This window comes from Clostridioides difficile ATCC 9689 = DSM 1296 (genome assembly GCF_001077535.1).
GTDB lineage: Bacteria > Bacillota > Clostridia > Peptostreptococcales > Peptostreptococcaceae > Clostridioides > Clostridioides difficile.
The window spans coordinates 2,298,704-2,312,018 of the sequence record NZ_CP011968.1; the positions used below are offsets into that span (position 1 = coordinate 2,298,704).

General features: G+C 28.5%; 10 protein-coding genes and 1 other annotated feature. Of the genes, 5 read left to right on the forward strand and 5 right to left on the reverse strand.

Annotated elements, in window-relative coordinates; all coding sequences use genetic code 11:
* Positions 1-80 precede the first annotated feature (80 nt).
* The 3 genes from CDIF1296T_RS11145 to CDIF1296T_RS11155 all read right to left on the reverse strand — a co-directional run bounded on the left by CDIF1296T_RS11145 (position 81) and on the right by CDIF1296T_RS11155 (position 3,447).
* Complete coding sequence (locus CDIF1296T_RS11145; protein WP_009897258.1) at positions 81-2,582, reverse strand: heavy metal translocating P-type ATPase; 2,502 nt, start codon at positions 2,580-2,582, stop codon at positions 81-83.
* Between the two features lie 283 nt (positions 2,583-2,865).
* Positions 2,866-3,057 carry a hypothetical protein gene (locus CDIF1296T_RS11150; RefSeq protein WP_003424459.1) on the reverse strand — a complete coding sequence of 64 codons (192 nt, stop codon included), beginning with the start codon at positions 3,055-3,057 and terminating at the stop codon, positions 2,866-2,868.
* Positions 3,058-3,204: 147 nt separating this feature from the next.
* Entirely contained in the window at positions 3,205-3,447 is a 243-nt protein-coding gene (locus CDIF1296T_RS11155; RefSeq protein WP_003424461.1) for a hypothetical protein, read from the reverse strand.
* Positions 3,448-3,658: 211 nt separating this feature from the next.
* Between CDIF1296T_RS11155 and typA the strand changes: the two genes are divergently transcribed.
* On the forward strand, positions 3,659-5,482 hold the full coding sequence (gene typA, locus CDIF1296T_RS11160) for a translational GTPase TypA (protein ID WP_003430621.1): 1,824 nt from the start codon (positions 3,659-3,661) through the stop codon (positions 5,480-5,482).
* Positions 5,483-5,571: 89 nt separating this feature from the next.
* Here typA and trxB read toward each other — a convergent pair whose 3' ends face one another.
* Positions 5,572-6,480, reverse strand: coding sequence for a thioredoxin-disulfide reductase (trxB, locus tag CDIF1296T_RS11165; RefSeq protein ID WP_003434033.1), 909 nt, complete (start codon positions 6,478-6,480; stop codon positions 5,572-5,574).
* Between the two features lie 801 nt (positions 6,481-7,281).
* Positions 7,282-7,513 (forward strand) — a binding site (T-box leader).
* 107 nt (positions 7,514-7,620) lie between these two features.
* Between trxB and thrC the strand changes: the two genes are divergently transcribed.
* The 3 genes from thrC to CDIF1296T_RS11180 all read left to right on the forward strand — a co-directional run bounded on the left by thrC (position 7,621) and on the right by CDIF1296T_RS11180 (position 11,190).
* Positions 7,621-9,102: a threonine synthase gene (gene thrC / locus CDIF1296T_RS11170; RefSeq protein WP_009897260.1), complete on the forward strand. Its 1,482-nt coding sequence runs from the start codon at positions 7,621-7,623 to the stop codon at positions 9,100-9,102.
* A 9-nt stretch (positions 9,103-9,111) separates the two neighbouring features.
* Positions 9,112-10,005 (forward strand): homoserine kinase, encoded by an 894-nt coding sequence (thrB, locus tag CDIF1296T_RS11175; RefSeq protein WP_009897262.1) that lies wholly within the window; start codon positions 9,112-9,114, stop codon positions 10,003-10,005.
* A gap of 126 nt (positions 10,006-10,131) precedes the next feature.
* Positions 10,132-11,190, forward strand: a complete 1,059-nt coding sequence (locus CDIF1296T_RS11180; protein ID WP_011861458.1) for an NAD(P)H-dependent flavin oxidoreductase — start codon at positions 10,132-10,134, stop codon at positions 11,188-11,190.
* A gap of 154 nt (positions 11,191-11,344) precedes the next feature.
* Here CDIF1296T_RS11180 and CDIF1296T_RS11185 read toward each other — a convergent pair whose 3' ends face one another.
* A complete protein-coding gene (locus CDIF1296T_RS11185; RefSeq protein ID WP_003434028.1) occupies positions 11,345-11,857 on the reverse strand; it encodes a flavin reductase family protein in 513 nt (170 codons plus the stop codon).
* A 519-nt stretch (positions 11,858-12,376) separates the two neighbouring features.
* On the opposite strand from CDIF1296T_RS11185, the gene CDIF1296T_RS11190 reads away from it, so the two are divergent.
* Positions 12,377-13,312, forward strand: coding sequence for a magnesium transporter CorA family protein (locus CDIF1296T_RS11190; RefSeq protein ID WP_003430615.1), 936 nt, complete (start codon positions 12,377-12,379; stop codon positions 13,310-13,312).
* Positions 13,313-13,315: the final 3 nt, after the last annotated feature.

The following is a 13,315-nucleotide window of genomic DNA, read 5'->3' on the forward strand; positions in this document are numbered from 1 at the left end:
AAAGAGCTATCTTAATTTGTAAATTAATCCTTTTAATTTAAAGATAGCTCTTTTGGATACATTTTATTTAATTTATTAATCTAATCTCTCTTATATGCCTTGAAGTTTTTAAGTCTAAGTGCATTTGATACGACTGAAACTGAACTTAAGCTCATTGCTTCTGCTGCAATCATTGGGTTTAATAAAGGTCCTCCAAATACATATAATATTCCTGCTGCTACAGGTATACCAATTGTATTATATCCAAATGCCCAAAATAGGTTTTGTTTTATATTTTTTATAGTTTCATGACTAAGTTTAATTGCTGTTGGAACATCAATTAAATCACTCTTCATAAGTACTATATCCGCAGATTCAATGGCTACATCCGTTCCACTTCCTATTGCTATCCCTATATCTGCTTTTGCAAGAGCTGGGGCATCATTTATTCCATCCCCTACCATTGCAACAAACTTTCCTTGATTTTGTAGTTTTTCAACTTCTTTTGACTTATCTTCTGGTAAAACCTCTGCCAAAACCATATCTATACCTACTTGATTTGCTATAGCATTTGCAGTTTTCGCATTATCTCCAGTTACCATTGCAACTTTTATTCCCATATCATGAAGTATTTCTATTGCTTTTTTACTACTTTCTTTGACTACATCTGCAACTGCTATTATACCTGATAAATTTCCATCTACAGCTATATACATAGGTGTTTTACCTTGGCTTGCCAATATATTTGATTTTTCTTCTAAATCCCCAAGCTTTATATTATTGTCATTCATAAGCTTTCTATTTCCAAGTAATATACTTTCATCATTAATAGTAACTTGTATACCAGCACCTGGTATGGCTTTAAAATTATCAACTTTTTCAAATTTTATATTCTTCTCTTCTCCATACTTAACTATTGCTTCTCCAAGAGGATGCTCTGAACCTTTTTCTGCACTTGAAGCAATCTTGATAAGATATTCTTCTTTTACATTATTATTTAATACTATATCTGTTACTTTTGGCTTTCCTTCTGTTATAGTACCTGTTTTATCAAATATCACTGTATTTACTTTATGTGCAGATTCTAGTGCCTCTCCACCTTTTATCAAGATTCCATTTTCTGCGCCCTTTCCAGTCCCAACCATTATAGCAGTTGGTGTTGCTAATCCTAATGCACAAGGACAAGCAATTACAAGTACTGATATAAATATAGTAAGTACAAATACTATATCTTTTCCTCCTATTAAAAACCACAATAATGATGCAACTACAGCTATTGCAATTACTATTGGTACAAAATATCCAGATACAGTATCGGCAAGTTTAGCAATAGGTGCTTTTGTACCTTGTGCATCTTCAACTAACTTTATTATTTGGGCAAGAGCAGTATCTCCACCAATTTTTTCAGCCTTAAACTTAATAACACCATTTTTATTAATACTAGCTCCTGTCACCTTACTTCCAACATTCTTTTCTACTGGTATACTTTCACCTGTAAGCATTGATTCATCAACTGATGTATATCCTTCTATTACAACTCCATCCACGGGTATTTTAGTTCCTGGTTTTACTAATAGTATATCTCCTATCTCTACTTCTTCTATAGGAGTTTCAACTTCTTTACCATCAACTAACACTATTGCAGTTTTAGGTTGTAGCCCCATAAGCTTTTTAATTGCTTCTGATGTTTTTCCTTTTGATTTTGATTCTAAATATTTACCAAGTAAGATAAGTGCTATTATTATTCCTGCACTTTCATAATACAACTGATGATGGTGCATACCTTGAATTTGTCCATTGGCTATTTGTAGTGTCGTATATAGACTATATAAAAATGCGGCTAATGTTCCTATTGCAACTAAAGAATCCATATTAGGGCTTAAAGAAAAAAGTGATTTAAACCCATTTATATAAAATTTATAACCAGCTATCATTACTGGTATTACTAAAATTAACTGAATTAATGCATAATTAAAAGTATTTGTCATAGGATTTATAATTTCTGGCAAAGGCCATGGCCCTATAGGCTTTATTATCATAGGTCCCATTGCTATATAAAACAGAGGTACTGCAAATACTATTGCAACTATAAATTTAACAAATAAAGACTTCATTTCTCTTTCTTTTCTCAATTTATCTTCATCCACATCAACCTTATTTCTTACCTCTTCTATTGGTTTATATCCAGCTTTTTCAATAGCTGCTTTTATTTGAGATAATTTTACTTTTGATGGGTCATAGTCTATATTAGCTTTATCTGTTGCAATATTCACACTAATACTTTCTACTCCATCCAATTTTTTTACCACTCTCTCTACAGCTTTTGCACAAGCTGCACATGTCATTCCATCAATTTTCATATCAATTTTTTTATTACTTTCTTCCTTTATAATTCCATATCCTGCTTTTTCTACAACCTGCTTTATATCATCAAAATTAACCTTAGAATTATCATATTCTATTTTAAGTTTTTCAGTAGCTATATTTACACTTTGGTCATATACTCCATCCATCTTCTTAGTTACTCTCTCTACTGCCTTTGCACAAGCTGCACATGTCATACCTGTAATTTTATAACTTTCTACCACTTTATTTGAACTCATAATAAAATCTTCCTTTCTTTCAATATATTTTCAGCTAATTTGTAACGTTTTATTTTGATATGTAATATTGATAAATTACTTATTTAGAAATCTATATTTTTATTATACCCCCTATAGGTATATTAAATCAATATTTTTTTAATAAATAAATGTATTAGTTATATTTATTTGTATTTAATAGAAAAGTATACTCATAATTAAATGTATATATAAAAATAGAGCATCTAAATTGTTTAATACTTATACAATTTAGATGCTCTATTTATTATATTTTATTTAAAATTTATTCTTTACATGCTTCAAAAAACTCTGCTTCTGTTTCCTTTATTTCAAGCTCATTGTCTATTATTCCAACAGCTTCTTTTTTAAATGCTCTACACTGACCTATACAACCAGTCTTTACATTTTCTTCTCCAACCAAAGTTTTTAGCTTATTTACATCCACATTTGAACAGTTTGGACATACTCTTATCATATTTAAGTTCCTCCTAATTAATGTCTAATTAATACTTTTATACCCAAATATAAACTTTATAAAAGTTTTTTTAATATAAATTATTACCATATATACCATTTATATCCTATTGCGAGTATTACATATTAATTTTATATATTATTAATACTACATGTACGGTGGTATCTGTTGTTTTCTCACTATTTCCAATTCCTTAATTTCTAAAGACTTAATCACATTTACTTTATAGTTTTCTTTAGACTTTATATACAAAACATCTTCTATCTTTTTACCTTCAATAAATTTATGAGACCACTTAAGAAGTTCTTCAAAATTACAAACTTCTTCTTTTACAAAAGTATCACTTTCACTTGCAAAATATTTAATTATTATTTTGGTTACTTCCAACATATATCATCCTTTACTCTTTTATTAATCTTTTTATCTATTAAGGTTATTATTTGTCTAAAAAATTTTTTTAAACAGAATAATTTTCAGATGCAAAACTAACAGTTTTATCCAATTTAAACTATATTAATACAATTTAATATATTCCTCCTTGTACCTAATAATATATTGTGCTATAATTAATAAGTTATTTTAATCGAAGGGAGCAACAAAAATGTCACAAAAACATAAAATTATAAATATCGCAGTTATAGCCCACGTTGACGCTGGAAAATCAACATTGGTTGATGCTTTCCTTTCTCAAAGCGGTGTTTTTAGAAAGAACGAAGTAGTTAAAGACTGCGTTATGGACAGTAACGACCTTGAAAAAGAAAGAGGCATAACTATATATTCAAAAAACTGTGCAATAAACTATGAAGATTACAAAATAAACATAGTTGATACTCCAGGACACAGTGACTTTTCTTCTGAAGTTGAACGTGTTATGAAAACTGTTGACACAGTTATTCTATTAGTTGATGCTAGTGAAGGCCCAATGCCTCAAACTAGATTCGTTTTACAAAAATCTTTAGAGTTCGGTTTAAAACCAATATTATTTATAAACAAGATTGATAAAAAAGACCAGAGAGCGGAAGAAGTAGTTAATGAAGTTTTCGATTTATTTGTAGACTTAAATGCAACAGATGAGCAATGCGAATTTCCTATAATATATGGTATTGCTAAACAAGGTATTGCTAAACTTGAAATGGATGATGATAGTGAAGACCTTTCTCCTCTATTTAAAACTATTGTAAATCACGTTGAAGCTTATCCTAATTACGATAATGAACCTCTACAGTTCCAAATATCAGCTCTTGCATATGATGATTATGTAGGTAGACTTGGTATAGGTAGAATTTACAAAGGTACTCTTAAAAACAATACACAAGTTGCTATATGTAGAGAAGATTCTGTTGTATCTAAAGGAAAAGTATCAAAACTTTCTGTGTATGAAGGTTTAAAACAAGTTGAAGTTGATGAAGCTACTAGTGGAGAAATAGTTGTTATAGCTGGTATTCCTGATATATCTATAGGTGAAACTATATGCGATTTAGATAGTCCACTACCTATGGAAATGATAAAAATAGAAGAGCCTACTCTTTCTATGAACTTCTTAGTAAACGACTCTCCATTCGTTGGAAAAAGTGGAAAATTCGTTACAACTAGACATTTGAAAGATAGACTTGAAAAGGAACTTGAAGTAAATGTTGGTCTTAAAGTTGAACCTCTTGATACTACTGATGGATACAAAGTTTCTGGACGTGGAGAGCTTCACTTATCTATACTACTTGAAAATATGAGACGTGAAGGTTATGAAGTTGGTGTTTCTAAACCTGAAGTTTTAATGCATAAAGAAGATGGAAAACTAATGGAACCAATAGAAAGAGTTGTTGTAAACTGTCCTGAAGTTTACTCTGGTACTATTATAAATGAATTAAACATGAGAAAAGGTATGATGGAGTCTATGTCAATAGAAGGAGACTATGTAAAAATAGAGTTCTTAGCACCTACTCGTGGTCTTTTAGGATATCGAAGTGAATTTATAAACGCTACTCGTGGAGAAGGTACTTTAGTTCGTTCATTTGAAAAATTTGAAGAATTTAAAGGAGAAATACCTTCAAGAGGAAATGGTGTTTTAATAGCACAAGGACCTGGTGTTACTATGGGGTATTCTCTTAATGCCTTAAGTGATAGAGCTGTAATGTTTGTAGACCCTGGTGTAGAAGTTTACGAAGGTATGATAATTGGTATGAATTCCAGAAAAGATGATATGGTAGTCAACCCTTGTAAAAACAAGAAAATGAGTAACGTACGTGCTTCTGGTTCAGATGATGCTATAAAATTATCTCCTCCTAGAATATTTACTCTTGAAGAAGCACTAGAGTTTATAGAAGATGATGAATTAGTTGAAATTACACCTGATTCTATAAGACTTAGAAAAAGATTCTTAAATGAACATGATAGATTAAGATATAACAAATCTAGACAAGGTAAATAAAACGTACATTTACCTCTAATTAACAAAATAGCCATATAGTACTGAAAAATTATTTCAGTTTATATGGCTATTTTTATTTGAAATTTATATTATTCAACATTTATATAATTAGCTGCTTGAACGGCTGCAATAGCTCCATCTGATGCTGCTGTTATTATTTGACGTAAAAACTTAGTTCTACTATCTCCTGCTACATATACACCTTCTACTGATGTTGTACAAGACTCATCTGAAATTATATATCCACCTTCATCCAAATCAAGAACATTTTCAAACATTTTATTATTAGGTTTAAGACCTATAGCAATAAAAATACCACTAACATCTATAGTTCTTTTTTCTTCAGTCTTTAAGTTTTTTACTTCTATTTTCGATACAGTCTTTTCTCCTTCTATTTTTTCTACACCATGACTGTAAAGTATCTCAATATTCTCTCTTGCTTTCACAGATTTCTCCAACACTTCTTCACCTCTAAAACTATCTCTTCTGTGAATTAAATACACTTTTGTACAATTATTAGCTAAAAATAAAGCATCTTCTAGTGCAGTATTTCCTCCACCTACTATAGCAACTTCTTTATCTTTAAAAAAGGCTCCATCACATGTTGCACAGTAAGATACTCCTCTACCTGTAAATTCTTGTTCCCCTGCACAACCTAATTTACGTCTTTCAACTCCATTTGCAAGAATAACAGCCTTTGCTTTATGTTCACCTGAAGAAGTTTTTACAACCTTTACTTTTCCCTCTAAATTTATCTCTTCAACCTCATCAAACTGAATATCAACACCTTGAGCAACTGCTTGATTGTATATATTATTAGAAAATTCTACCCCAGAAATCTTTTGAACTGCTGGATAATTTTCTACCTCAGAGGTACTTGCAACTTGACCTCCATAAATATTTTTTTCAAATACTGTAACGCTTAACCCTGCTCTCATAGCATAAATTGCTGAAGTTAAACCTGCTGGTCCAGCACCAATTACAATGATATCTACCATAACGTTTACCTCTCTTTATATTATTATTTCTTATATATTATTCTCATCATTCTTATACTTTACTATTATTATCCATATATACTATAAACAAAACATTATTTTTTATTAATTAACTTTATTTTACATATATATAAAAAAACTGCAAATAAAAATTAACTTTTATTTACAGTTCTCACTTATTTATATAATTCAAAACCTTATTGGTTATCATTTACAGTGTCTTCTAATATATTGCTTTCTGATATATATGATAGAATTGAAAGTCCATACATAACCAAAACTAATGCTGCTGTTATAAGTACTATTCCCATATTTAATACCTCCTTTTGTTTACAGTATACTATTATTATGTGAAATATTTATGAATTTAATTTGAATATATATGTAATTTCACACTAACAATTTCTTCAAATTAAACATTATTAACTATATACTTTTGTTGAACCAATTATGATTAATAGTTTAAATATTAGCACTATTTACTTATATTTATATGATATACCATATAATTACATTTTTCAAATTAAAGTTTTGTAAACTTTTTTTGTAATATAGTGTAGTATAAAATTGTAATATTACAGATATTTAATAGTTATCTTTTAATTACTTTCATTAAAAACAGCTTCATCACTATGAAAATCTAGGTTTTTAAACTTTTAAAAAAGTTAAAAAAATATTTTTCTAATACTCAATTTGATTACAATTTTTTTACAATTTAAAAAATATTTTTTCCAAATTTTTATATTAATACTTGACTTTGTCTGTTTTATAAACTAGAATAATTAATAATATTAAGAATATTGAAAGGCATTGATTAGGAAGAGTAAATCTGAATCGATTACCAGAGAAGGAAACTACTAGCTGAAATGTTTCCCTAATTAGAAGGATTGAAAACTACCTAGGAGCTTCTATCCGAAGTTATCTTAATGATTTTAGTAGGAATAGACGTTTTTATTACTTGCGTTAAAGTATCAAGTGGATTTTTTAAAATCAATTTGGGTGGAACCGCGGGAAACAGATTCTCGTCCCTTTTTTAGGGATGAGGGTCTTTTTTTATTACCTAAATTCAGTTTTTAAAATATTCTGTATCTAATTTAATTAGCTAATTAAAAATTTAAAATATATGGAGGATTATAAAAAATGTATTATTCAAGTACGAGAGGCACCGAAGAAAAAGTAACTGCATCACAAGCAATAATAAAAGGAATATCAAGTGATGGTGGTCTTTATGTTCCAAGTGAATTTCCCAATGTAAAAAATGAACTTATAAATTTAGTAAATTTAACGTATTCTCAGATAGCATTTTTTGTACTTAGTAAATTTTTATGTGATTTTACTGAAGATGAAATTAAAAATTGTATAGAAAATGCATATGATGAAAAGTTTGATTGTAGTAGTATAGCTCCATTAAATAAAGTAAATGATACTTATTTCTTAGAACTATATCACGGTCCAACTTTAGCATTTAAAGATATGGCACTTACTATAATGCCTCATCTTCTTAAAACATCTATAAAGAAAGATAATTTAGAGAAAGATGTTGTGATTCTTACTGCTACATCTGGAGATACAGGTAAAGCTGCACTTGAGGGATTTAAAGATATAGATAAAATAAAGATAATTGTATTCTTCCCAGAAGATGGTGTAAGCCCAGTACAAAAACTTCAAATGAAAACTCAAACTGGAAAAAATACATATGTAGTTGGTATAAAAGGAAATTTTGATGATGCACAATCAGGTGTAAAGAAGATTTTTTCTGATAAAGAATTTAATCAAAAACTATTGGATAATAATTATATATTATCTTCTGCAAATTCAATTAATATAGGAAGACTTCTTCCACAAGTTGCATACTATTTTTATTCATATATGAAATTAGTTAGCAATAGTGAGATAAATTTAAATGATAAAATAAATTTTGTTGTCCCAACTGGTAATTTTGGTAATATTCTAGCTGGATATTATGCCAAACAAATGGGTCTTCCAATAAACAAATTGATATGTGCATCAAATGATAATAATGTTCTTTATGATTTCTTTAAAACTGGTGTATATGATAAAAATAGAACATTGAAATTAACTACTTCTCCTTCTATGGATATATTAATTTCAAGTAATTTAGAACGATTACTGTTTGAAATATCAAATAGAAATACTGATATTGTAAATAAGCTTTTATCAGACCTTAGTGATAAAGGAGTCTACAAAATAAGTGATGATATGGAAAAAAATTTAGCCTCATTCTATGGAGAATATTCAAATGAAGAAGAAGTTAAAAGCACGATAAACAATGTGTTTAAAAATTATAATTATTTGATAGATACTCATACTGCTGTTGCATACAATTGTTATGAAAAATATAAAAAAGAAACTTCTGATAACACAAAAACTGTTATTGTAAGTACTGCAAGTCCATTCAAGTTTTCTGAAGATGTTCTAAAGTCTATAGATTGTGATTTTAAAGACCTTGATGACTTTGCTATAATTGATAGATTATCAAGTATTTCTAAAATAGATATTCCAAAACCTATTAAAAATCTTAAAAATGCAGAAATACTACATAAAGATATTTATGAAAAAGATGAATTAAAACTAGCTATAAAAAAATTCTTAAAGGTATAGGTGATTATTATGTTAGAGATTATAGTTCCTGCAACAAGTGCTAATATAGGTCCAGGATTTGATTGTCTTGGAATTGCGTTAAATATATACAATAAATTTTATGTTGAAGAAATTGAAAGTGGTCTTGAAATAGAAGGTTGTGAAGATGCTTACAAAAACGAAAACAACTTAGTTTATACATCTATGAAGTACTTTTTTGATAGAGTTAAACCAGAAAAAATACCTGCTGGTATCAAAATAAAAATCCAAAGTGAAGTACCTATATGTAGAGGTCTTGGCAGTAGTGCCTCTTGTATAGTAGCTGGAGTTATAGCTGCAAATGCTCTATCAGGTGCTAATTTAGATAAAAATCAATTACTAAATATAGCTTCAGAAATAGAAGGTCACCCAGATAATGTTGCTCCTGCTATTTTAGGAAATATGATTGTATCTGTTACTGATAATGAGAACATACATTATGATATTATAAAAATTCCTGAAGAACTTAAATTTTGTGCAATGATACCTAATTTTAAGTTATCAACAGAAAAAGCTAGAGGTGTTTTACCAAAGGAAATACCATATTCTGATGGGGTATTCAATGTTAGTAGAGTTGCTTTACTAATATCTGCCTTACTAAACAAAAACTTTGACCTACTTAAAGTAGCTTGTCAAGACAAATTGCATCAAGATTATAGAGGAACTCTAATTGAGAACTACAATGATATTGTTGAAAAATCTGAACAATTAAATAGTATTGGAGTATTTTTAAGTGGAGCTGGACCTACTATAATGTCTTTAATAAAAGAAAATGATGATAGTTTTGTGGATAATATGAAAAATTACCTACAAAAACTAAAATCTGATTGGGAAATAAAAGAGTTATGTTGCGATTCTAATGGAGCTGTTTTAAATATAATATAATTATCGTCTTCTATACAAAATATAACTACTCTTTTATTATAATTTGTAGTATAATAATTAGGACTAGGTAATAATATTAAGTATTATAATCTAGTTCTTTAAACATGTTTACATTGAGGAGGGATTATCATAAAAGAGTTAATAATTAGAGATTTAGTTGCAAAAGTTCCTATAATTCAAGGTGGAATGGGCGTTGGTATATCTAGGTCATCACTAGCTGGTGCAGTTGCTAAGCTTGGTGGTGTTGGTGTAATTTCTGGAGTTCAAATTGGATATGATGAGGAAGATTTTGAAACTAATACTATAAATGCAAATTTAAGAGCTATAAAAAAACATATTTCTAAGGCCAAAGAAATCTCAAATGGTGGTATTATTGGTATTAATTTTATGGTAGCTATGAAAGAATATGAAACATACGTAAAGGAAGCTGTTAAAGCTGGTGTAGACCTTATAATATCTGGAGCTGGATTACCTAATAAGCTACCATCATTAGTAAAGGGAAGTAATGTAAAAATAGCACCCATAGTTTCAACTGCAAAAGCTGCTAATGTAATTTTAAAAATGTGGGATAGAAAAGAGAAAACTACTGCTGACTTAATAGTTGTTGAAGGTCCAAAAGCTGGTGGTCACCTTGGATACTCTAACGAGGAACTTGATAACATAGATTCTATAGACTATGATAAGGAATTTGTTGAAATTTTAAAGGTTGCAAATACTTATGGAGAAAAATTTGGTAGAAACATACCAGTAGTTGCTGCTGGTGGTATAACTTCTAGTAGTGATGTTAAAAAATATATAGATATGGGTGCAAGTGGTGTACAAGTTGGTACAAGATTTGTTGCTACTTACGAATGTGATGCCCATGAGAACTTTAAAATGGCATACATAAATGCTAGTGAAGAAGATGTTCATATAGTTAAAAGTCCTGTAGGTCTTCCTGGACGCGCCATAAGAAACAAATTTATAGAAGAAGTTAAAATAAATCGTCCAGAAATAAAGAAGTGCTATAATTGTTTGATTCCTTGTAATCCAAAAGAAACTCCTTACTGTATTTCTCAAGCTCTAATCAATGCAGTTAAAGGAGATGTTGAAAATTCACTTTTATTTTGTGGAAATGATGCCTATAAAATTGATAAATTAAGTACTGTTGAAGATGTTATCAATGAATTGATTTCTGAATTATAATTTAAAGAAAACTAAATTAAGATTTTATCAAGCTAAGGAGTTTAAATACGTTATTTATTAATCTTTATAAACATATTTATGTCCTTAGCTTTTTTGTGTCAATTTACTTTTATGGAAATTTTAATTTAATTAGAAATAGTATTAACCTTTATAACTAATCTTCTTTTACAAGTACATTGGTTATTTCAGCTATATATAAAGTATGATAATCTTTTTGTGGATACCATCTTCCATCTATACCTTCAGCAATAAAACATTGAGGTTCAAGTTTCTGACTATACATTTTTTTGCATATAATAGCCATTTTAGATTCTTTAAAATAAGGTGTATCATTTAAGTGTTCTATATTAAATCCAATCTGTGATATCTTATCCTCTTCTCTACCAGATACTTTTCCACAATATGAAAGCTCTTTACGAAAATCTTCATCAAAAAATGTAAGAGAAAATTTATCTGTATTATCTATAAATTCCTTAGTATAACGCTGTGGTCTTATTACTACAAAAGCAACATCTTTTCCCCACATAACTCCAAGCCCTCCCCAGCTAGCAGTCATTGTATTCACTTTACCTTCATTTTCTGCTGTTATAAGTGTCCAATCTTTACCTATCAATCCAAATGGATTATTTTTAATCTCTTCTGCCAAAATTTCTTTAAAATCACTCATATCTCTAATAACCTCTCATTCTCTTATATTTATATTCCTTTTATTTTCGTGATAAATTATAAATGAAGTCTAGTTTTGAAAATAAAATACTTTTTTAAATATATTATTGCAAATAAGTAAATATATATATACACTCTTATTTTTTAATATATTTAATAATTTCACTCAGAATATATATATTCTTTACTCAAATTAAATATAACTTATATACTTTATGTGTAAATTGTGGTAAAAATATTATTTAATCAAATCAAAACTTGATTTATATACCTGGAAAAGGTATTATATTAAAGAGTGCTTAAAATACGCATTTCATAAATAGCTATATATAAAATAATAAATAAGGAGAGTGATGGGCAATGGATACTAGTCCGTTGCGGAGAGAATTTTTTACATTTTCATCACTTAATAATATCTAAAATCAAAACTAATACATATATTCAGTTATATAAATTAGTTAATTAATAGATACTATTAAATGATGAGATTTATATAAAACTGAATAAAGGATGTGTTGCCATGATAAGATATTACAAAACTATAGATTCAAAATTAGAGAAACTTAGTTTTTTTGAAGATGGCTGTTGGATAAATCTTGTTGAACCTAATCATAGTGAAATCAACGAAATTTCTAATTTATTAAATATAGATGTAGAAAGCATAGAATCTGCACTAGATGAAGAAGAACGCTCAAGAATAGATGTTGAAGACAATCATACTCTTATACTTATAGATATACCAGTAGACGAAAGTGACTCTAATTCTTCTCATTATACTACAATACCCTTAGGTATTATACTAACTGAAGAAGCTATTGTAACAGTTTGTGATGCACAAACTAAGATTTTAAATGACTTTATAGTTGGTCATATTAAAGATTTTTTTACGTTTAAAAAGACTCGCTTTTTGCTTCAAATTCTTCACAAAAATGCAGCTTATTACTTGCATTACTTAAGAAAAATAAATAAAATGACAATCATAATAGAGCGAGAAATTTACAAATCAATGAAAAACAAAGAATTGGTTCAATTATTGGAATTAGAAAAATCTTTGGTATACTTCTCTACCTCACTAAAATCTAATGAACTTGTTTTAAACAAAATGGTTAGAACTGCTGGTATAAAGAAGTATCCAGATGATGAAGACCTATTAGAAGATGTTATAGTTGAAAATAGACAGGCTCTTGATATGGCTAAAATATATGGAGATATATTGAGTAGAATTATGGATGCTTTCAGTGCAATTATAAGTAATAATCAGAATAATGTTATGCAAATTTTAACAGTAGTTACACTAATTTTCTCAATACCTACAATAATATCAGGATTCTTTGGTATGAATGTCATCAACATGCCATTTTCTAATAACCCAAACGGATTTTGGATAATACTTCTTATTACCTCTATAATATGTATAGTGATTACATTTTTCATGTCAAGAAATAAGCTATTATAAAAT

Coding starts and splice junctions, on each gene's coding strand:
- CDIF1296T_RS11145 (WP_009897258.1), bottom strand. CDS start 2,582: ATGAGTTCAAATAAAGTGGTAGAAAGTTATAAAATTACAGGTATGACA.
- CDIF1296T_RS11150 (WP_003424459.1), bottom strand. CDS start 3,057: ATGATAAGAGTATGTCCAAACTGTTCAAATGTGGATGTAAATAAGCTA.
- CDIF1296T_RS11155 (WP_003424461.1), bottom strand. CDS start 3,447: ATGTTGGAAGTAACCAAAATAATAATTAAATATTTTGCAAGTGAAAGT.
- typA (WP_003430621.1), top strand. CDS start 3,659: ATGTCACAAAAACATAAAATTATAAATATCGCAGTTATAGCCCACGTT.
- trxB (WP_003434033.1), bottom strand. CDS start 6,480: ATGGTAGATATCATTGTAATTGGTGCTGGACCAGCAGGTTTAACTTCA.
- thrC (WP_009897260.1), top strand. CDS start 7,621: ATGTATTATTCAAGTACGAGAGGCACCGAAGAAAAAGTAACTGCATCA.
- thrB (WP_009897262.1), top strand. CDS start 9,112: ATGTTAGAGATTATAGTTCCTGCAACAAGTGCTAATATAGGTCCAGGA.
- CDIF1296T_RS11185 (WP_003434028.1), bottom strand. CDS start 11,857: ATGAGTGATTTTAAAGAAATTTTGGCAGAAGAGATTAAAAATAATCCA.
- CDIF1296T_RS11190 (WP_003430615.1), top strand. CDS start 12,377: ATGATAAGATATTACAAAACTATAGATTCAAAATTAGAGAAACTTAGT.